The organism is Phenylobacterium sp., from assembly GCF_036563285.1.
In the GTDB taxonomy this organism is placed as follows: Bacteria; Pseudomonadota; Alphaproteobacteria; order Caulobacterales; family Caulobacteraceae; genus Phenylobacterium.
In genome coordinates this window covers 422,302-441,665 of sequence record NZ_DATCMR010000006.1, presented here as the reverse complement: position 1 = coordinate 441,665, position 19,364 = coordinate 422,302, and the positions used below count along the sequence as shown (strand labels likewise).

At 69.1% G+C, this 19,364-nt stretch carries 16 protein-coding genes; 6 read left to right on the top strand and 10 right to left on the bottom strand.

Annotated features, from left to right (window positions below; genetic code table 11):
- Positions 1-24: 24 nt before the first annotated feature.
- Positions 25-456 carry a DUF1330 domain-containing protein gene (locus VIL76_RS07100; protein WP_332044302.1) on the bottom strand — a complete coding sequence of 144 codons (432 nt, stop codon included), beginning with the start codon at positions 454-456 and terminating at the stop codon, positions 25-27.
- Between the two features lie 110 nt (positions 457-566).
- On the opposite strand from VIL76_RS07100, the gene carA reads away from it, so the two are divergent.
- Positions 567-1,739 carry a glutamine-hydrolyzing carbamoyl-phosphate synthase small subunit gene (carA, locus tag VIL76_RS07095; RefSeq protein ID WP_332044301.1) on the top strand — a complete coding sequence of 391 codons (1,173 nt, stop codon included), beginning with the start codon at positions 567-569 and terminating at the stop codon, positions 1,737-1,739.
- On the opposite strand, the gene VIL76_RS07090 is transcribed toward carA, so the two are convergent.
- From VIL76_RS07090 to VIL76_RS07070, 5 genes are all read right to left on the bottom strand, one after another.
- A complete protein-coding gene (locus VIL76_RS07090; protein ID WP_332044300.1) occupies positions 1,736-3,496 on the bottom strand; it encodes a DUF885 domain-containing protein in 1,761 nt (586 codons plus the stop codon). The genes carA and VIL76_RS07090 overlap by 4 nt on opposite strands.
- Positions 3,497-3,570: 74 nt before the next feature.
- A complete protein-coding gene (locus VIL76_RS07085; protein WP_332044299.1) occupies positions 3,571-4,137 on the bottom strand; it encodes a fasciclin domain-containing protein in 567 nt (188 codons plus the stop codon).
- Between the two features lie 78 nt (positions 4,138-4,215).
- A complete protein-coding gene (locus VIL76_RS07080) occupies positions 4,216-4,938 on the bottom strand; it encodes an anti-sigma factor (protein WP_332044298.1) in 723 nt (240 codons plus the stop codon).
- A complete protein-coding gene (locus tag VIL76_RS07075; RefSeq protein ID WP_332044297.1) occupies positions 4,935-5,450 on the bottom strand; it encodes a sigma-70 family RNA polymerase sigma factor in 516 nt (171 codons plus the stop codon). Before VIL76_RS07075 ends, VIL76_RS07080 begins: the two co-directional genes overlap by 4 nt.
- A gap of 152 nt (positions 5,451-5,602) precedes the next feature.
- The gene (locus VIL76_RS07070) at positions 5,603-8,554 is read right to left on the bottom strand and encodes a TonB-dependent receptor domain-containing protein (RefSeq protein ID WP_332044296.1); all 2,952 of its coding nucleotides are present in this window, start codon (positions 8,552-8,554) and stop codon (positions 5,603-5,605) included.
- Positions 8,555-8,867: 313 nt separating this feature from the next.
- Here VIL76_RS07070 and VIL76_RS07065 point away from each other — a divergent pair, with 313 nt between their 5' ends.
- Positions 8,868-10,910 (top strand): alpha/beta hydrolase family protein, encoded by a 2,043-nt coding sequence (locus VIL76_RS07065; protein WP_332044295.1) that lies wholly within the window; start codon positions 8,868-8,870, stop codon positions 10,908-10,910.
- Between the two features lie 58 nt (positions 10,911-10,968).
- Here the strand turns inward: VIL76_RS07065 and VIL76_RS07060 are convergent, their stop codons facing one another.
- On the bottom strand, positions 10,969-11,382 hold the full coding sequence (locus tag VIL76_RS07060) for a cupin domain-containing protein (RefSeq protein WP_332044294.1): 414 nt from the start codon (positions 11,380-11,382) through the stop codon (positions 10,969-10,971).
- A 33-nt stretch (positions 11,383-11,415) separates the two neighbouring features.
- Entirely contained in the window at positions 11,416-11,640 is a 225-nt protein-coding gene (locus VIL76_RS07055) for a hypothetical protein (protein WP_332044293.1), read from the bottom strand.
- Between the two features lie 262 nt (positions 11,641-11,902).
- On the opposite strand from VIL76_RS07055, the gene carB reads away from it, so the two are divergent.
- Positions 11,903-15,193, top strand: a complete 3,291-nt coding sequence (gene carB / locus VIL76_RS07050; protein ID WP_332044292.1) for a carbamoyl-phosphate synthase large subunit — start codon at positions 11,903-11,905, stop codon at positions 15,191-15,193.
- A gap of 380 nt (positions 15,194-15,573) precedes the next feature.
- Positions 15,574-15,732 carry a hypothetical protein gene (locus VIL76_RS07045; protein ID WP_332044291.1) on the top strand — a complete coding sequence of 53 codons (159 nt, stop codon included), beginning with the start codon at positions 15,574-15,576 and terminating at the stop codon, positions 15,730-15,732.
- Between the two features lie 12 nt (positions 15,733-15,744).
- Here the strand turns inward: VIL76_RS07045 and VIL76_RS07040 are convergent, their stop codons facing one another.
- On the bottom strand, positions 15,745-16,263 hold the full coding sequence (locus VIL76_RS07040) for a GNAT family N-acetyltransferase (RefSeq protein ID WP_332044290.1): 519 nt from the start codon (positions 16,261-16,263) through the stop codon (positions 15,745-15,747).
- Between the two features lie 81 nt (positions 16,264-16,344).
- Here VIL76_RS07040 and VIL76_RS07035 point away from each other — a divergent pair, with 81 nt between their 5' ends.
- Entirely contained in the window at positions 16,345-17,121 is a 777-nt protein-coding gene (locus tag VIL76_RS07035; RefSeq protein ID WP_332044289.1) for a glucose 1-dehydrogenase, read from the top strand.
- Positions 17,122-17,380: 259 nt separating this feature from the next.
- Positions 17,381-18,730: an MFS transporter gene (locus VIL76_RS07030; RefSeq protein WP_332044288.1), complete on the top strand. Its 1,350-nt coding sequence runs from the start codon at positions 17,381-17,383 to the stop codon at positions 18,728-18,730.
- 122 nt (positions 18,731-18,852) lie between these two features.
- Here the strand turns inward: VIL76_RS07030 and VIL76_RS07025 are convergent, their stop codons facing one another.
- Positions 18,853-19,299 (bottom strand): hypothetical protein, encoded by a 447-nt coding sequence (locus tag VIL76_RS07025; protein ID WP_332044287.1) that lies wholly within the window; start codon positions 19,297-19,299, stop codon positions 18,853-18,855.
- Positions 19,300-19,364 lie beyond the last annotated feature (65 nt).

The following is a 19,364-nucleotide window of genomic DNA, read 5'->3' as shown; positions in this document are numbered from 1 at the left end:
CGCTGCAATGACAACTTCCCTTCTTTATTCGCCGAAGCCCTCGCCCGGCGTCAGAGGCGCCAGCCGCAGCAGCCTGGAGTCCGCCACCGCCGCCGTGCGGTGCTTCACGAACTCGCGGTAGTCGGGATCGCGCACCATGGCCATGAAGGCGTCGGCGGAGGGGTACTCGGCGATGAAGGCCAGGTCCCACTGCTCCTCGGCTGGCCCGGTCACCATCACCTGCGGCTTGCCGGCCCAGACCTGCCGCCCACCCAGCCGGCCGAAGATCGGAGCCGTGGTCCGGCCGTAGGCGCGGTACGCGTCCAGGCCCGACAGGCCCTTGCCGTGGTCCGGATGGTCGGGCGGGTACTCGGCCTTGGGCTTCAGCCGGATGAGGTTGAGCATCTGGATCGGCTGGTCCCTCGGCAGCGACTTGAACAGCTCCCAGGCCTCACGGTCCGGATCGATGTGGGCCATGGACTCCCTCCCCTTCTCGCCGCATTGACCGCATGGGCGTGACTCACTACCTACGCGACCGTTTGCGCGGGCGCATCTCGCCTCAGTTTCCCGACCCCAAGGAGCCGCCCATGAGCCGTGACCTGCTGCCCGGCGCGACCGGCGTGCTGGCCCTCGCCGACGGGACCATCTTGCAGGGCATCGGCGTGGGCGCCGTCGGCGATGCGGTGGGCGAGGTCTGCTTCAACACCGCCATGACCGGCTACCAGGAGATCCTCACGGACCCCTCCTACATGGCCCAGATCGTCGCCTTCACCTTCCCACACGTCGGCAACGTCGGCACGAACGTGCAGGACATCGAGCAGATGTCGGGCTCGGCCGAGACGGCTGCCCGCGGCGCCATCTTCCGCGACGTGCCGACCAAGCCCGCCAACTGGCGCGCCGACGCCGACCTGCAGACCTGGATGGCCCGCCGCGGCGTCGTGGGTCTTGCCGGCGTCGATACTCGCGCGCTCACCCGCCGCATCCGCGAGCACGGCATGCCGCACGGCGTCATCGCGCACGCGCCCGACGGCCGGTTCGACCTCGACGCCCTGGTCGAAAAGGCCCGCGCCTGGTCCGGCCTGGTCGGCCTCGACCTGGCGAAGGACGCCTCCTGCCTGCAGCCGTTCACCTACGACGAGGGCCTCTGGGCCTGGCCGAACGGCTACGCCAGGCCCGGCGACCCGCCGAAGTACGAGGTCGTGGTCCTGGACTACGGCGTGAAGCGCAACATCCTGCGAGCCCTGACCTCGGTCGGCGCCCGCGCCACCGTGGTCCCGGCCTCGACCAGCGCCGAGGACATCCTCGCCCGCAAGCCCGACGGGATCCTGCTCTCCAACGGCCCCGGCGACCCGGCCGCCACCGGCGAGTACGCCGTCCCTGAGATCCAGAAGCTGGTGGAGAGCGGGACGCCTGTGTTCGGCATCTGCCTGGGCCACCAGATGCTCGCCCGCGCGCTGGGCGCAGAGACCGTGAAGATGGACCAGGGTCACCACGGGGCGAACCACCCAGTGAAGGACCTGACCACCGGCAAGGTGGAGATCGTCTCCATGAACCACGGCTTCACGGTACACCGCGACAGCTTGCCGGCGCCGGTAGTGGAGACCCACGTCTCCCTGTTCGATGGGACCAACGCCGGGATCGCGCTTAAGGACCGCCCGGTGTTCAGCGTCCAGCACCACCCGGAAGCCTCGCCCGGCCCGACCGACAGCCTCTACCTCTTCGAACGCTTCGCCGGCTTCATGGACAAGGCCAAGGCCTAGGCCGGGATCGGCTCGTCCAGCATCAGGGCGCGGGCGTACTTCACCGGCGGCGACCCGAACGACATCACCGTGTCGTGGTACTGCTTCTGGCTGAAGGTCGAGCCCCACCGACGCTCGGTCTCCGCCCGCAGCGCGTCGTGCTCCGCCACTCCGACGAAGTAGCTCGGCAGCTGGGCCGACGAGAGCCTGGCCCGCGTCCACTTGCCGGCCGCCTCGCGCTCCTGCTGGAACGCCGTCACCGTCAGGAACCGCATCACCTCGGCTTCAGAGGCGCCGTCCACGTGCACCATCTGGTCCAGGATCGCGTTAGTGATCGAGCGCACCCGCATCTTCAGCTGCGTCAGTCGATAGAGCGGGTCGCCGCCCTGGAAGCCGGACCGCGCCATCAGGTCCTCGGCATAGACGCCCCAGCCCTCCACGAACGGTCCCGAGCCCAGCACCGCGCGCAGGGTCGAGGGATGGCGGTTGGAATGCCAGATCTGCACGAAGTGGCCGGGCATGGCCTCGTGCACGTTCATGTCGTGCACCATGCGGCGGTTGTATTCGCGCAGGAAGCTCTCGGCCTGCTCGGCGCTCCAATCGTCGGGGATCGGCGAGATGGCGTAGAAGGTCTTCAGGTGGCGCTCCAGTGGCCCGGGCGAGTCGCAATAGGCGACCGCGGCGCCCCGCTGGAACTCCGGCATCAGGATGATGTCCACCGGCGCGTCCGGCAGGGTGATCAGGTCCTTCTGGCGCACGAAGTCAGTGGCTTCGCCGATCGAGGCGCGGGCCTGCTCGACGATGCCGTTGCGCGGCGCGTGGTCGCGATAGGAACGCTCCAGCGCCGCTTCGATGATCCGCTGCTCCGTGGCCGCGTCGGGCGTCTCCGGCCCCTGCCCGGTCACCTGCCGCGACAGCCGGTACATCTCGCTCCGCGCGGCCTTCAGCGCGGTCTCGCCGGCGGCACGGATCTCCGCGCGCGACATCGGCGACATGAGCGCGAAGGCCAGTTTCTGGTCGTAGAGCCTGGCCCCAAGGCGGAAGTCGCCCTTCGCCTGCGGGACGAGGGTGTTGTCGAGCCAGGCCTGGTGCTCGGCGACGGCGGCCCGGAGCTTGGCGTCGGCGGCCTTCAGCCGCGCCTGGTCGGGGGCGGAGAGCTCGCCGGCGTGCGGCAGGATCATCTCCTCCACGATGGCCAGCACGCCCTTGTTCTGGCGCGACACGGTCTCGGCGTGGACGCGGGGCACCCGGGCCGGCACGAGCTCGCTGCGCGCCTGGGCGAAGAGCGCCGGCAGCTTTTCCATCCGGGCGATGGCCGAGCGCAGGCGGGCGGGGCGCGGCGCGAACTCGCGGGCCATAAGGCCGTAGAGCGCGCCCCCGGCGGCCCCGTTGTAGATCTGCGGGTCCCAGGCCCAGGACTGCAGGACCTCGTCCGTCCAGAGGTCGTAGCGGAGCTGGTTCCGGAGCAGCGCCAGGTCGACCTGGTTCTCGCGGGAGAGGTCACCGGGCCGAATGGCGTCGGCCTCGCGCAGCAGCCCCCGGGTCACGGCCCGCACCCGGGCGCGGCCGGCGGCGGAGAGGTCGGTGAGCTCGGTGTCGAAGCGGTGGTCTCCGAGGGTGGTGGCGCCGATGGGCGAAAGCCGGCCGAGCTGGTCGACATAGCGGGCGGCGAGCCGCGCGAACCGGCCGTCGGCCGCCGAGGCGGCGGCGGCCGGGGTCGCGAGGAGGGCGAAGCCCAGCGCCGTCAGCGCGCGGCGGGTCAGGGTCGGGGTCTGCATGGCCGCGTTTGAAGCACGGCCCGCAGGCGGGCGCGAGCCCCGGGCGCACGACGCGCCCGGGGCTCGCTCGAGCCTTACGGCATCAGCACGGTGTCGACGACGTGGATCACGCCGTTGGACTGGTTGACGTTCGGAATCGTGACCCGCGACATGCCGCCTTTGCCGTCGATGACCCAGATGGCGCCGCCCTGCGCCTTGATGGTGAGGGTCTCGCCCTGTGCGGTCTTCAGGGTGTTCTTGCCGCCGCCCATCTTGGCCACCTTCATCAGGTCGGCCGACGAGTAGCGACCGGGGGCCACGTGATAGGTCAGCACGTTGGTGAGCGCGCCCTTGTTCTCGGGCTTCACCAGGGTGTCCACCGTGCCGGCCGGCAGCTTGCCGAAAGCCGCGTTGGTGGGGGCGAAGACCGTGAACGGCCCGGCGCTGGAGAGCGTGTCCACCAGGCCGGCGGCCTTGACCGCCGCCACCAGGGTGGTGTGGTCCTTCGAGTTCACCGCGTTCTGCACGATGGTCTTCGATGGATACATTGGCGCACCGCCGACGGTGACAGTCTTTTCCTTCGCCATGCCGGCGCCGGCGACGGTGGCGCCCGAGGCGGCGAGGATGGCGCCGAGCACGGCGGCCGAGATGAGCTTGCGCATGAGATTTGCGTCCCTTGTTGTGGCCGCCAGGCTTGGCGGCGGCGAAGGTACGGACGCTTTCCCGCCGCGGATGCAGCCTCAGATCGGCGTGAGCTTGCCGGACGCGGCGATCGGGCCAGAGGGACCTTCCGGGTTGGTCGAGCCCCCGGGCGGCTCGACCGACACCGCGAGCGAGGTTCCGGCGGCGGCGAGTTGGGCGATGGTCTGGGGCATCGGCAGCGCGCGCGAGGCGCCCGGCTCGACGAAGCCGAGCGAGCGCGGCTTGCCGTCCTGCGGGATCAGCCACAGCTGGTGGACGTGCAGCGGATCGGCGCCGGGCGGGACCAGCGAGGTGACGATCAGCGCCTGCCGCTGGGGGTCAAAGGCGGCGACGAACAGCGGCTGGGCGCCGGCCGCGCCGGGGGTCAGGCTGGCGTTGAGGATCGGCGCCGGCTGAACCGGCGTCTGAAGGCCGGTAACCTGGCTGGCCAGGAACACGACCGCGGCGAGGCTGGCGGCCAGCAGGCCGAGCGAGCCGATCGCCGCGCCGCGCCAGAACCGCAGGCGGCCCACGGCCCGCACGTCGTCGTTGGCCGGCAGCCTGCGCTCGATCCGCGGCCACAGCTCCGCGGGCGGCTCCACCTCAGGCGCCGCGTCGAGCAGCGGCGTCATACGCCCGCGCCAGGCCTCGACCATGGCCGCGAACGCCGGGTCGCTGGCCATGCGCGCCTCGGCCTCCGCGCGCTCGCGCGCGGAGAGCACTCCCAGCGCGTGCTCGGCCGCCAGCGCCTCCAGCTCGGAAAGCTCGTGGGGCTCGCTCATCGCTCCAGGCACCCCTTGAGCTTGGCCAGGCCGCGGCGGATCCAGCTCTTCACCGTGCCCAAGGGCTCGGACATCCGGTGCGCGAGCGCCTCGTAGGTGACGCCTTCGAAGAAGGCAGTGCGGATCACCGCCTGTGTCCGCCCGTCGAGCTCGCCGAGGCAGCCCTGCAGCCGCGCCGCGTCGCCGGCCGCCTCGAGCAGGGCTTCGGCGCCGGGCCCGCCGTCAGCGATCTGCAGGTCCTCCACCGGCTCGGCATAGGCCATCGGACCGCGCGCCCGCAGGCGGTCGATGGCGCGGTTGCGGGCGATGGTCGCCACCCAGGTCATCACGCCGGCCTTCGCCGCATCGTAGCGGTCGGCGCGGCGCCAGACGGTGACATAGACCTCCTGCAGCACGTCTTCGGCCTCCTCACGGTCGGAGAGGATACGCAGGGCGACGCCGAAAAGCTTCGCGGAGGTCGCTTGGTAGAGCTGGCGCAGGGCCGCGCGATCGCCGGCGGCGATACGCGTCATCAAGGGCTGCAGGTCGGCGGGGGCTGCGGGCAACGGCGTCTCGCGGCGGAAGCTACGAGGTAGCTTACGTCGAAGCCGCGGTGGCGGATGCACCCCAAATGAAAAGGGCGGCCCTAAGGCCGCCCTCCCCAGCTCGTTCCGGTCGCCCGGACTTAGAAGGTCCGGTCGATCTGGATGAACGCCCGGCGGCCGCGGAAGTCGAACGGGCCGATGGCGCCGTAGCCGATGCGGAAGCCTTCATTGCCCGACAGAGCCGGCGGATCGTCGTCGAACAGGTTCCGGATGCCGGCCCAGAAGGTCCACTTGTCCTGGATCTTCCGTACGCTGATGTGCGTGTAGGTTTGGAACTCGGTGAACTGCTTGTAGTACACCGGCCGCCCGACGCCGTAGACGTTCGAAGGGTGGACGTCGGTGAACTGGAAGGCTTCCTGGTCCGAGTCCGAGGCCTTGCTGATGATGTCGACGGCCACGTAGGCGGTCCAGTCGCCCCGCTGCAGGCGGGCTTCCACCTGGGCGGTGAAGTCCGACTCGGTGGTCGAGCCGTTGAAGTCTTCCGGCTCGGACTCGCCCAGCAGCTGGGTGACGTCCTCGAACTGCCAGGTCGCCTCGGTGTCCACCGTCAGGGTGCCGAACCCGAACTCCTGCTGGTAGCGCATGTTCAGGTCGAGACCGCGGTTCACCTGGTTCGCCACGTTCATGAAGTTGTTCTGAACGGTAAGGATGGCGTCCGTCGTCGGGTCACGCTCGAACAGCTCGCAGAACGGACCGTTCGGGAATTCCCGCAGCAGGCACTGGGTGATGATGTTCCGCGCCCCGAACCGCCGGACCTCCTCATTGATCTCGATGTCGAAATAGTCGAGGGCGATCGAGAAATCGAAGGTCGAGAAGTCGGGGGTGAGGATCACGCCGAAGGTGCTGGCCTTCGAGGTCTCCGCCTCCAGGCGGCCGATCCCGCCGCCGGTGAAGATCGTGGCGCCCGAGCCGCCGCCCGCGTAGCCCTCGGGAACGCCGGAGGCCGCGCAGTTCGTCCGCAGCGTCTGGTTCGACGAGTTCTCGTAGCGGATGCAGGGATCGATCGCCGTCTGCGACAGGAAGCCCGTCTGGTCAGCCAGGAACAGCTCGTACAGCGCCGGAGCGCGGTACGAGGTGCCGTGCGTGCCGCGAATGCGGAACGCAGGGATCACCTGCCAGTTGAAGCCCAGCTTGTAGGTCGAGTTCGAACCATAGCTGTCGTAGTCGGTGAGACGGCCCGAGACGGTCATGTCGAAGTCGCCTACCCGAGTGCCGCGGAACACCGGGGCGCTGAGCTCGGCGAACAGTTCCTTCACGGTGTCCTTGCCCGCCGTCCGGCCAGCGGCCGTCTGGTTGTACAGGTTGCCGATCTGCTCCTGCTCGTCAGGCGTGTCGTCGATCTCGTCACGACGGATGTGGAAGCCGACGGCCACGGAGAGCGGACCGGCCGGCAGTTGCATGATGTCGCCGGTGATAGAGCCTTCGAGGGCGACCTGGGTGTACTCCGTCGTACCGTGGGCAACTTCGAACAGGAAGTCGGCCTCTTCCGGGGTGAAGGTGCCGCCCAGGACGCGGCGGCTGAAGAACGGGATGCCGCCGGCCGGGCAGGTCGCGGGGTTCTCGGTGATCCAGGCCTGGTTACAGGCGGTCGAGAACGCGGTCACCGCTTCGAGGCGATCGAGCGGCACGTAGTCCACCTGGTACTTGGCGTCCGACTTCGAGTACTGGGCGAAGATGTCCCAGTCCCAGCCGCTCACGACGGGAAGGTCGGGCAGCTTGCCGCGCGCGCCGCCGACGGCGCGATAGTAGTTGACCTCCTGGGCGCCGTCGCTCTTCACCGCGATCACGGGCAGCATCGGGATGCGGGCGCCGGTGTTGTCGATGAAGGGGTTGTTCGGGTTGTTGCCCGCGACGGTGGGGAAGATCTGCTGGAAGGCGCGCTGTTCGGACTCGCGTCGGTTCAGCAGCAGGTCGCCGTAGAGCTCGATGCCCGGGGTCAGGTTGAAGCCGCCGTTCACGAAGAACGTGAAGCGGTCCGACGGGCTGATCGCCGTCGTCCGGCCGTACCAAGGGCTGTCGTAGTTGGCATAAGGGAAGGTGGCCGGCTGGCCCGCGCGCGCGGCTCGGACGAAGCCCAGGGCCGCGGGGCCCGGCATGATCGTGGCGATGTTGTTGCCCTGCGCCGCGCCCGGGTAGGTGATCCCGGGCACCGAGTACTGGAAGATGCCGCCGTAGGTGACCGCGGCGATCGCCGCGTTGGTCAGCACGTTGTAGCACTTCGGGGCGTTGGTCAGCGGGTCGATGTGGTCGAGGCGCTGGAAGGTCTGCGGGTCGTAGGCGCGGTCTTCGGCGCAGGCCGTGAAGTCGCGGTCCCTCAGCGCCAGCGGGTTGGTGCGGGTGTAGTCGGCCGAGGCGCTGATGAAGCCGCGGTCGAAGGTCTTACCCCACGAGCCGTAGACCTTGTACTCCTCGCCGCCGTTGTCGAACGGCTGGCTGGCGTAGATCGAGAGCATGCCCTCATCGAGGCGCTTCTTGGTGATGAAGTTGACCACGCCGGCCACGGCGTCCGAGCCGTAGATCGACGAGGCGCCGTCCTTCAGGATCTCGATACGCTCGATGATCGACTGCGGGATGACGTTCAGGTCGACGGGGCCGACGGTGCCGCGCACCCCGGCCGGGCCGAGCCGGCGGCCGTCCAGCAGGACGAGGGTGCGCTGGTCGCCGAGGCCGCGCAGCGAGACGGTCTGCACGCCCGGGCCGCCGTTCACGACGAAGCCGGTGAGCATGTTGTTGGTCTGGCCGGAGCCCGAGGCGATGGGCTGGGTCTGCAGCAGCTGGGCGGTGTCGACCAGGCCCTGCAGGGTCGCGCTCTCCGAGGTCACGACCGTGAGCGGCGCTTCGGAGGTGTATTCGTTGCGGCGGATGCGCGAGCCGGTGACGATCAGTTCGTCGACGGCGGTTGCGGCGGGCGGCTGCCCCGGAGGCGGGCCCGGCTGGCGTTCGCCCGGCGTCTGAGCCGAAGCGGCCGACGCGGCCAGCACGATGCTGGTGAAGAGCGAGCCGGCAAGCAGCTTGGACTTCGTAGAGGTCATGGGAATCCCTTGGATGGAGGCGTGGCGGCAACCAATCACTGTCCGGCCAAGCCTGCACCCCCTCTGCGACAAGCAGACGCAATGTTCGGTGGATTTTGTCCAATTCTCGCCAGAGTTGCGACATTTTCGTCACATCTAAGCGTAACGCCGATCGAAAAATGCGCCGGCAAATGATTGCATGGCTGAAAAATCCGCGGCGAAATCGAGCACTTGACGCCGGGGAGGCTCAGCCCGTTACAACGGATGCAACGCCTCCTGCGAGGCGACCTTGAACCCAGCCCCAGACGCGCGATGCGCGCGAAAAGAGTAGACCATGCTCAAGAGACTGATCTCCAGCGCAGCGGCAGTGGCGCTCGCCGCATGCGCCTCGCTCGCGATGACGACGCCCGCAGCGGCCGCACCGCCGGCGGCGGAGGTGTTCGCCAACCGCCCTGCCGTCACCAGCCTGCAGCTGTCGCCCGATGGCAAGCACATCGCCGGCATCGTCTCTCCGGACGGCAAGCAGACCTTCGTGGCCGTCTGGCAGACCAGCAACCCGAACCAGCCGCCGAAGCTGACGCCGTCCGGCAAGGGGCAGGAGCTGTGGTTCCTGGACTTCGTGAAGAACGACCGGCTGATCGTCGGCGTGCAGCAATTGGTCGACTATTCGTTCCAGGGCAGCCGCACCCGCACCCACTTCATCCGGCCGCTGCTGATGAGCCTCGACGGCTCCGACGTGAAGCCGCTGCTGCCGCGCACCAACAGCCGTTCGGAGCAGGTCGAGTTCGCCGAAGCCTTGAGCCCGCCGGGCCTGGTGGACACGCTCCCCAACGATCCGCGCTACATCCTCGTGCAGGACAGCGGCCCCTCCGGCCGCGACATCTACAAGGTCGACGTCTACACCGGCACGGCCTCGCGCCAGGCGCTGGGCTCGGGCAAGTTCGGCGAGGAGCAGGTCGACCTGCAGGGCGAGGTCCGCGCCCGGCAGGAACTGAGCTATCAGGACGGCCGCGCCTACATCGCCCAGTGGATCCGCAATCCGGCCAACAACCGCTGGGAAGAACATTTCCGCTGGTTCGCCAAGGACCGCGAGCCGATGTCGATCGTCGGCTTCACGCCCGACCCGAACATCGCCTACCTGGCCACCAACCGGGGCCGGGACAAGACGGCCATCTACGAATACTCGATCAAGGACCGGAAGATCCTGGAGCCGGTGTTCGAGCACAAGCTGTTCGACGCCGAGGACGTGATCCTCTCGCAGGCCGCCGGCGATCGTGGCCGGGTGCTCGGCTTCGCCTACAACGCCGAAACGACCAAGACCTTCTGGGTCGATGAGAAGCTTGCCGCCGCAGACCGCGCGATCCGGCAGGGACTCGGCGTGAAGACCCGGCCCGTCCAGTGGACCGACCCCGGCGCCGGCCAGACGGCCACCTTCAACGTGGCCGACGGCTTCGACACCCGCATCATCGGCTGGTCAGACGACCTGTCGAAGATCCTCGCGATCAAGGAAGGGCCCCGGCAGCCGCCCGAGTACTACCTCCTGGCCGACGGCAAGCTGACCCTGCTGGGCAAGTCGCGCCAGGACGTGGATCCCGGCTCGCTCGGCGACACCACGCTCGTCCAGTACAAGGCCCGCGACGGCCTGGTGATCCCCGCCTTCCTCACGACGCCCCCGGCGTCGGCGGGCCAGGGTCCGCACCCGGCGATCATCGTGCCTCACGGCGGTCCGTGGTCGCGCGACGAGATGGGCTGGGACGTCACCGGCTGGACCCAGTACTTCGCTTCGCGCGGCTACGTGGTCCTGCAGCCGCAGTTCCGCGGCTCGCTGGGGTGGGGCCAGAAGATCTGGCGCGCCGGCGACGCCGAGTGGGGCCAGAAGATGCAGGACGACCTGGACGACGGCGCCAAGTGGCTGATCGAGCAGCGGCTGGCGGCGCCGAACCGCATCGCCGTGCATGGCTACTCCTACGGCGGCTACGCGGCCTATGCCGCGGCGGTGCGGCCGAACGGCCTCTACCAGTGCACCATCGCCGGCGCCGGCGTGGCGGAGCCCGCGAACTTCCAGCGGAGCACCTACGACAATCCGCTGCTGCGCGAGTTCCAGAGCCCGACGATCAAGGGCCTGTCGGCGATGAAGGAGGTCTCGAAGATCGAGATCCCGCTGTTCATCTACCACGGCGACCGAGACCAGATCGTGCCGTACAAGGAGACGGTCGACATGGTCGGCAAGCTCAAGGGCGCCGGGCGCAACTACAAGCTCGTCGAGCTCCCGGACATGGGCCACACCTACAACACCTGGAGCCCGGACAACGCCAAGGTCGTCCTGACCACGGTGGAGAACTGGCTGAAGAACGACTGCGGCCCCGGCGGCCTCTAGTCTCCCCCCAGAGCCGAATGGCGCCCTCCCCGCTCCGGCGTGGAGGGCGTTTTCGCATCTACGGGTCGCGGCGGACGGTGTTGACCACGCCCGGCGGCGCCTGGTCGATCACCAGCATGCGCACGGGCTCGGCGCCCAGCACGACGGCTTCGTGCCACTGGTCAATGGCGTCGATGGCAAGCTCGCCGGCCTTCACCTCCGAGACCGTCCCGGTCACCAGGTTGGTGACCTTCAGCCGCCCCGACATCACCAAGGCGTAGCGCGGATAGGGATGCTTGTGGGGAGGCAGCGCGCCGCCCGGCGGCACGACGGTCTCGGTGTAGGTGACCTGGACCGGTCCCTGCGGAAGCAGGATCGGCTGGCCGGACATCGTCCGCGCCTGGGCCGAGATCTGACGGGAGACGGGCGCGGGCGCCTGGGCTGCCGCGGGCGTGGCCGCGACAACGGCGGCGATGATCAGATAAGCCTTCATGCGGCGCACCATGGCGCCGCTTCGGCGCCGCCGCTAGGCGGCCACCTTCTTCGGGCGTCGGGCGGCCGCACGCTTGGCCTGGATCGCCTGCTGCCGGGCGCTGCGCCGCTCGGCGGCGACCTCTTCGAGGGTGGGGAGCAGATCGGCCGCGGCCGCCTGCTGCTTCTCGTCGCCCTGGGCCTGTAGCCGGCGAGCATTGGCGAGCAGGTTCATGACCTCTTCGTCGCTCATCGTCGGGATTTTTTCGATCAGGGACATGGACGCTTGGCTCTCCACTGCGGGGACGGCTGAACGCACTAAGCGCCGCCTCACCTGTCCAATATGGCTAAGCAGCGGATTAGTTGCGGGAAGGCCCTGTTTTTTTTCACATCCGATGGTTCGGGCGGGCCCGCTTTGGGGGAGGCGTCGAGGACGCCGCTTGCGCGCCCGTGACTCCCTCTCTAAACGGGCGGCTTAACCTGCAGGTCTGACCGGCATCGGGCGCGCTCCATGGCGCGGCCGCCGTCGCGCGCGAGAAAAGATGCCCAAACGCACCGACATCTCCTCAATCCTGATCATCGGCGCCGGCCCCATCGTGATCGGCCAGGCGTGCGAGTTCGACTACTCGGGCGTCCAGGCCTGCAAGGCGCTCCGCGCCGAGGGCTACCGGATCGTGCTGGTGAACTCCAACCCGGCGACGATCATGACCGATCCGGAGATCGCCGACGCCACCTACATCGAGCCGATCACGCCCGACATGGTGGCCAAGATCATCGAGAAGGAGCGGCCGGACGCCCTGTTGCCCACCATGGGCGGCCAGACCGCGTTGAACACCGCCCTGGCGCTGGAGAAGATGGGCGTCCTGGAGAAGTTCGGCGTCGAGATGATCGGCGCCAAGGCCGACGTGATCGACAAGGCCGAGGACCGCCAGAAATTCCGCGACGCCATGGACGCCATCGGGCTGGAGAGCCCGAAGAGCCAGGTGGCGCACAGCCTCGAGGAAGCCCGCGCGGGCCTGGAGCTGGTGGGCCTTCCCGCCATCATCCGCCCGTCCTTCACGCTGGCCGGCACCGGCGGCGGCATCGCCTACAATGTCGAGGAGTTCGAGGAGATCGTCGCCCGCGGTCTCGACCTGTCGCCGACGAGCGAGGTGCTGATCGAGGAGAGCGTGCTCGGCTGGAAGGAGTACGAGATGGAGGTGGTCCGCGACCGGGCGGACAACTGCATCATCGTCTGCTCGATCGAGAACATCGACCCGATGGGCGTGCACACCGGCGACTCGATCACCGTGGCCCCGGCGCTGACCCTGACCGACAAGGAATACCAGTGGATGCGCCGCGCCTCGATCCAGGTGCTGCGCGAGATCGGCGTAGAGACCGGCGGGTCGAACGTGCAGTTCGCGGTCAACCCGGCGGACGGGCGCATGGTGGTGATCGAGATGAACCCGCGGGTGTCGCGCTCCTCGGCGCTCGCCTCCAAGGCCACCGGCTTCCCGATCGCCAAGGTCGCCGCGCGGCTGGCGGTCGGCTACACGCTCGACGAGCTGATGAACGACATCACGGGAGCGACGCCCGCCTCGTTCGAGCCCAGCATCGACTACGTCGTCACCAAGATCCCCCGCTTCGCTTTCGAGAAGTATCCGGGGTCGGAGCCGCTGCTCACCACCTCGATGAAGTCGGTGGGCGAGGTGATGGCCATCGGCCGGACCTTCGCCGAGAGCCTGCAGAAGGCGCTGCGGGGCCTGGAGACCGGCCTCACCGGCCTCGACGAGATCGCCATCGAAGGCGCCGACGATCCGGAGATGCGCCACGCGGCGGTGACCCGTGCGCTCGGCCAGCCGACGCCGGACCGGCTGCGGGTGATCGCCCAGGCGTTCCGCTCCGGCCTCACCTGCGACGAGATCCACACGGCGTGCTCCTACGAGCCGTGGTTCCTGCGCCAGATCCAGACCCTCGTGGCGGAGGAGGACCGGGTCCGGGCCGAGGGCCTGCCGCACGACGCCGCGGCTTTCCGGCGGCTGAAGGCCATGGGCTTCTCCGACGCCCGGCTCGCGAAGCTCACCCACACCACCGAGAAGGAGGTGCGCGAGCAGCGCCGCGCCTTGGGCGTTCGCCCGGTGTTCAAGCGCATCGACACCTGCGCCGGCGAGTTCCGGGCCGAGACGCCCTACATGTACTCGACCTATGAGACCGGCGCACTCGGCCAGGTCCCCGACTGCGAGAGCGACCCCTCCGCGCGGAAGAAGGCGATCATCCTGGGCGGCGGGCCGAACCGGATCGGCCAAGGCATCGAGTTCGACTACTGCTGCTGCCACGCGGCCTTCGCGCTCGACGAGATCGGCGTGGAGTCGATCATGGTCAACTGCAACCCGGAGACCGTGTCGACCGACTACGACACCTCCGACCGCCTCTACTTCGAGCCGCTGACCGCCGAGGACGTGCTGGAGCTGATCGACGTGGAGCGCTCGCGCGGCGAGCTGCTGGGCGTCATCGTCCAGTTCGGCGGGCAGACGCCGCTGAAGCTGGCCCAGCCGCTGGAGGACGCGGGCATCCCGATCCTGGGCACCTCGCCCGACGCCATCGACCTGGCGGAGGATCGCGAGCGGTTCCAGCAGCTGCTGCACCGGCTGAAGATCGCCCAGCCGGTGAACGGCATCGCCCGGTCCGGCGAAGAGGCCTTCGCCGTCGCCCACAAGGTCGGCTACCCGATCGTGATCCGGCCCTCGTACGTGCTGGGCGGCCGGGCCATGGAGATCGTCCGAGATGACGAGCAACTCGAGCGCTACATCAAGCACGCCGTGCAGGTGTCCGGCGACAGCCCGGTCCTGCTCGACCAGTACCTCAGCCGCGCCACCGAGGTGGACGTAGACGCCCTCTGCGACGCCGACGGCGCGGTGTTCGTGGCCGGCGTCATGGAGCACATCGAGGAGGCCGGCGTGCACTCCGGCGACAGCGCCTGCTCCCTGCCCCCGTTCTCGCTGAAGCCCGCGACCATCGCCGAGCTGAAGCGGCAGACCGAGGAGATGGCGCGCGCGCTGCAGGTGCGCGGGCTGATGAACGTGCAGTTCGCCATCGAGGAACCGCACTCCGCGAGCCCGCGGATCTACGTCCTGGAGGTCAATCCCCGGGCCAGCCGCACCGTGCCGTTCGTGGCCAAGACCATCGGCCGGCCGCTGGCCGCCATCGCGGCGAAGTTGATGGCGGGCCGGAAGCTCGCCGAGTTCGACCTGAAGGACACCCCCTACGACCACATCGCGGTGAAGGAAGCCGTCTTCCCGTTCGCCCGCTTCGCCGGCGTGGACACCGTGCTGGGCCCGGAGATGCGCTCGACCGGCGAGGTCATGGGGCTGGACTGGGTGCGGCCCGGCGAGACCCTAGCGCCGGCGTTCGCGCGGGCGTTCGCCAAGAGCCAGCTGGGCGGCGGGACCGTGCTGCCGGCCAAGGGCTGCGTCTTCGTCTCGGTGAAGGACTCCGACAAGGAATGGATCGTCGAGCCGACCAAGCTGCTGCTCGGCCGCGGCTTCAAGGTGCTGGCCACCGGCGGGACGGCGGAGTTCCTGAAGGGCCAGGGCCTCGACGTCACCTTCGTAAAGAAGGTGCTGGAGGGCCGGCCGCACATCGTCGACGCCATGAAGAACGGCGAGGTGCAGCTGGTGTTCAACACCACCGAGGGCAAGCAGTCGCTGGTGGACAGCTTCGAGATCCGCCGCACGGCGCTGATGGGCAAGATCCCCTACTTCACCACGGCCGCAGGCGCGCTCGCAGCCGCACAGGCCATCGTGGCGACGGCTGCGGGGCCGCTCGAGGTGAGGCCGCTGCAGAGCTACGCCTGAGGCGCGTTAGACGCCGCGTCAGGCCTATTTGCACGACTCAGCGCGACAACTCTCGAGGTCGCCTAAGCCTCTGAATGATGTGTCAAAGATCGTATTGACGAGTTTACACGCGGCCGTGCGAGGCCCCAAAGAATACGGTTGACGATCTGTCGAGCGCCTGCGGCCGCAAGGACGCACCTCGCCTGCAATCGGAGCCAAGGGCGCAGCTGTTCGTTGACCCGCGTTCTTCGCAGGCGCAACATCCGCCTATCGCCTGACTGAAACAGGCGGCTAGGGCGCGCTCCGGCGGCCCCATTTGCGAGCGGCCGGGAGGCGTCCAAGGCGCCTGCTCCAGTCTGGATCGGGGAAAGTACTCCCCAGCAGATTGCGAGGACCTCGCCATGCTTCCGGAGAATGAAGTCCACCACAAGCCTCGCCACCTGGCCGAGCGCATCGAAGGGTTGATCCCCACCATCATGCTGGTGGCCATCGTGCTGCTGGCCATCGGGCTGATCTACGGGATCTTCACTGCGGACTCGACGCCCAGCTGGATGCGCTGAGGCCGGACTGAGCTAGAGGGCGCGGGCGAGCACGAGATCGTCGTACTCGTTCGCCCCCACCTTGAACTTGCGTTCGCCCGCCGGCGCGAAGCCCTGGCGGGCATAGAAGGCCATTGCGCGCGTGTTGCCGCCGTAGACGCCCAGCAGCAGCCGCTCGGCGCCGCGTTGCCGCGCCGCGTTGGCCGCCATCGCCATCAGTCCCGCGCCCAGCCCCGTCCCGTGGAAGCGGTGCAGCAGGTAGATGCGCTTGAGCTCCAGATCGGCCTCGGTCGTCGCCACAGGGAGGTCGGGCGGGCAAAGCATCGCGTAGCCGATGGGCGCCCCGGTCTCCGAGAGCTCGGCGATCCAGAAGCCGTACGCCGGCTCGGCGAGCTTGGCGGCGTAGTAGGCCTCGGCGTGCTCGCCCTGGCAGTGGGCGAGGATGTCGCTGGCCGGCAGCACGTCGGCATAGGTCTGCAGGAAGGTCGCCTGGCCGACCAGGGCCAGGGCCGCGGCGTCGGCCGGCGTGCAGCTGCGGATGACGGTTTCCAAGGCCCCCCCCCTTGACCTCGCGTCGGCCTAGCGGGCGGCGCAGCCGTGGTCTAGGCCTCAATGCAAACGGGAGGATCGGCCATGGCCGGACGGGTCGTAGGCAAGGTGGCGCTGGTCACCGGCGGGGCGAGCGGCATCGGCCGCGGCTGCGCCGAGCGGCTGGCGCAGGAAGGCGCCACGGTGGTGGTCACCGACCTGCAGGACCTGAAGGGCGACGAGGCCCTGGCCGCCATCGCCGCGGCCGGCGGCAGGGCCGAATACCTGCACCACGACGTCACCGACGAGGCCGCCTGGGTCCAGGTGATCGGCGAGGTGAAGGCCCGCCACGGCCGCCTCGACATCCTGGTCAACAACGCCGGCGTCGGCCTCGCCGGCCCGGTGCTGGAGATGAGCCTGGAGACCTGGCGCCGGCAGACGGCGGTGAACCTCGACGGCGTCTTCCTGGGCGTGAAGCACGCGATCCCGCTGATGCGCCAGAGCGGCGGCGGCAGCATAATCAACATGTCCTCGGTGGCGGGCCTGAAGGGCTCGCCGGGCCTTGCCGGCTACTGCGCCACCAAGGGCGGCGTGCGGCTGTTCACCAAGGCCGTGGCGCTGGAGTGCGCGGCCGCCAAGGACGGCATCCGCGTGAACTCGGTGCACCCGGGCATCATCGAGACCCCGATCTGGCTGACGGTGGCGCCCACGGGCACGAACGAGCCCCCGAACCTGGACGCGATCTCCGAGATGGTGGTGCCGCTGGGGGTGAAGGGCGTGCCGCTGGACATCGCCAACGGGGTGCTGTGGCTGGCCAGCGACGAGAGCCGCTATGTGACGGGCGCGGAGCTGGTGATCGACGGCGGGCTGACGCTGCGGTGAGAGAGCTGGCGCTGCGGGCGGCGCAACGGCGGCGGCCCGGAGGCCGCCGCCGTTCACACACATAGTTTGGCGGCACGCCCTGGGGGGGCGGCGCCGCGCGTCAATCCTAGTCGGCCCGGCGGCTTCTCTACCAGATCAATTGCTTCGGATCGCGCCGTGGCCTCTCGCCGACCTGCTCAACCTCGGCTACGGAGCGGGAGCAGAGACGGAGCTTCCTTGACCGCAACCGTCCGAACGATCTTCAGCGTAGGGGGATTGAATGGCCGAAACCGGGATCGAGACGGACCGCTCGCCTGTCGCAGCGCCGGGGATGTCCCCGGGCCGACGGCTCTGGAACATCCTGGCCGGCTCGGGCGGCAACCTCGTCGAGTGGTTCGACTGGTTCGTCTACACCTCCTTCCTGATCTACTTCGCGCCGATCTTCTTCCCCGACGCGGACCCGACGGCCCAGCTCCTCAATGGGGCGGTGATCTTCGGCGTGGGCTTCATCGCCCGGCCGCTCGGCGCCTGGCTGATGGGCGTCTACGCCGACAAGGCCGGCCGCAAGGCGGCGCTCACCCTGTCCGTGAGCCTGATGTGCTTCGGATCGCTGATGATCGCCCTGACGCCCGGGCACGCCACCATTGGGATCTTCGCGCCGATCATCCTGGCGGTGGCGCGGATCCTCCAGGGCCTCAGCGTCGGCGGGGAGTACGGCGCCTCGGCCACCTATGTCAGCGAGATGGCGACGCGGCGGCACCGGGGGTTCTGGTCGGGGTTCCTGTACGTGACGCTGATCGCGGGCCAGCTGCTGGCCGGCCTGTTGCTGATCCTGCTGCAGAACCTGCTGTCGCCTGAGGCCCTCGAGGCCTGGGGCTGGCGCATCCCCTTCGCGATCGGCGCGGCGCTGGCCGTGATCGTCTTCTGGATGCGGCGCGACATGCACGAGACCACCTCGTTCGTGGCCGCGGGCGGCGCGGACGAGGCGAAGGAACGCGGCAAGACGATGCTGCTGTTCACGAAGTACCCGAAGGAGACGCTGATGATCGTCGTCCTGACGGCGGCGGGCGGCGTGGGCTTCTACACCTTCACGGCCTACATGCTGCCGTTCCTGGTCAACAGCGCGGCGGGTCCCACCGGCGAGGGCTTCTCGCGGCCCGACGCGGCGCAGATCAGCACGACCGCGCTGTTCTGCTTCATGATCTTCCAGCTGCTGGTCGGCGCGCTTTCGGACATCGTCGGCCGGCGCGTCGTGCTGGCCGGCAGCTTCGTCCTCCTCGCGCTGTCCGCCTACCCGATTTACCAGGCGCTGCAGGGGGCGACGAGCTATTGGCAGGCGGTGCTGCTGCTGGTGGTCCCGCTGTTCCTGCTGTCGGGCTACACCTCGATCAGCGCCATCTTCAAGGCGGAGCTGTTCCCCGCCCAGGTGCGTGCCCTCGGCGTCGCCCTGCCCTACGGCCTGGCCCAGGCGATCTTCGGCGGCAACGCGGCGACGGCGGCGCTGTCGTTCAAGAACGCGGGCAACGAGGGAGGGTACTTCGTGGCCCTGACCGTGCTGATGGCCATCGCGGCGCTGACGGCGATCATCCTTGGCGACACGCGGAAGAAGAGCCTGATCCTGGAGGATTGAGGGCGGGTGGGCCTCCACCCGATTCCGAGGCTCAGCCTTGGGAGAGGGAGAGAGAGCGGCTAACCGAAGAGCTCCTCCACCTTGCGCTGGTCCGCTTCTAGCTTTGCGCGAAGGCGGCCTCGCTACTGGACGGGATCGGCGGCTTCAGCCCCGCTCGCAGCTCGGGACGCCGACAGCTGATACCGGATCGCGAGGCTCGCCCCCGCCCCCGACTGCGGCTCGTCGAGAACCAGATCGCCGGTCTGCAGCCGCTTGCGCATGACGTTGCAGCAGGTGGGCATCCGGTGGGCCCTGCCCGGGTAGCCCCCGACGAGGCGATGCAGCTCTCCTGCGGAAACGTCCACGAACGCCGCGCCTTTGGCGCGCTCCGAGCTGAGCAGGCCCTCGAGCGCACGTTCGAAGTCCGCGGCGGTGGGCGCGCCCGACGGGGGCTCCACAGCCTCCAGCCGGGCCTCGAAGTCGTCGGCGTCCGGTGCGCGCAGACGGGTGTCGCCGGAGGGCCTCGACCACAGCCAGTACAGACCCGCTCCGACCGCTGCCAGCGCGGCCGCCCGGACAATGATGCTCATGAGGATGGCTCCGTCTGAAGGTCCCTCTGGAATGGCCGACCGACGGGCCTGTTCCGCTCCTCCTA

Excerpts from the sequence above, each read along its gene's own strand:
- VIL76_RS07100 (WP_332044302.1), bottom strand. The coding sequence starts at position 456 with ATGGCCCACATCGATCCGGACCGTGAGGCCTGGGAGCTGTTCAAGTCG.
- carA (WP_332044301.1), top strand. The coding sequence starts at position 567 with ATGAGCCGTGACCTGCTGCCCGGCGCGACCGGCGTGCTGGCCCTCGCC.
- VIL76_RS07090 (WP_332044300.1), bottom strand. The coding sequence starts at position 3,496 with ATGCAGACCCCGACCCTGACCCGCCGCGCGCTGACGGCGCTGGGCTTC.
- VIL76_RS07085 (WP_332044299.1), bottom strand. The coding sequence starts at position 4,137 with ATGCGCAAGCTCATCTCGGCCGCCGTGCTCGGCGCCATCCTCGCCGCC.
- VIL76_RS07080 (WP_332044298.1), bottom strand. The coding sequence starts at position 4,938 with ATGAGCGAGCCCCACGAGCTTTCCGAGCTGGAGGCGCTGGCGGCCGAG.
- VIL76_RS07075 (WP_332044297.1), bottom strand. The coding sequence starts at position 5,450 with ATGACGCGTATCGCCGCCGGCGATCGCGCGGCCCTGCGCCAGCTCTAC.
- VIL76_RS07070 (WP_332044296.1), bottom strand. The coding sequence starts at position 8,554 with ATGACCTCTACGAAGTCCAAGCTGCTTGCCGGCTCGCTCTTCACCAGC.
- VIL76_RS07065 (WP_332044295.1), top strand. The coding sequence starts at position 8,868 with ATGCTCAAGAGACTGATCTCCAGCGCAGCGGCAGTGGCGCTCGCCGCA.
- VIL76_RS07060 (WP_332044294.1), bottom strand. The coding sequence starts at position 11,382 with ATGAAGGCTTATCTGATCATCGCCGCCGTTGTCGCGGCCACGCCCGCG.
- VIL76_RS07055 (WP_332044293.1), bottom strand. The coding sequence starts at position 11,640 with ATGTCCCTGATCGAAAAAATCCCGACGATGAGCGACGAAGAGGTCATG.
- carB (WP_332044292.1), top strand. The coding sequence starts at position 11,903 with ATGCCCAAACGCACCGACATCTCCTCAATCCTGATCATCGGCGCCGGC.
- VIL76_RS07045 (WP_332044291.1), top strand. The coding sequence starts at position 15,574 with ATGCTTCCGGAGAATGAAGTCCACCACAAGCCTCGCCACCTGGCCGAG.
- VIL76_RS07035 (WP_332044289.1), top strand. The coding sequence starts at position 16,345 with ATGGCCGGACGGGTCGTAGGCAAGGTGGCGCTGGTCACCGGCGGGGCG.
- VIL76_RS07030 (WP_332044288.1), top strand. The coding sequence starts at position 17,381 with ATGGCCGAAACCGGGATCGAGACGGACCGCTCGCCTGTCGCAGCGCCG.
- VIL76_RS07025 (WP_332044287.1), bottom strand. The coding sequence starts at position 19,299 with ATGAGCATCATTGTCCGGGCGGCCGCGCTGGCAGCGGTCGGAGCGGGT.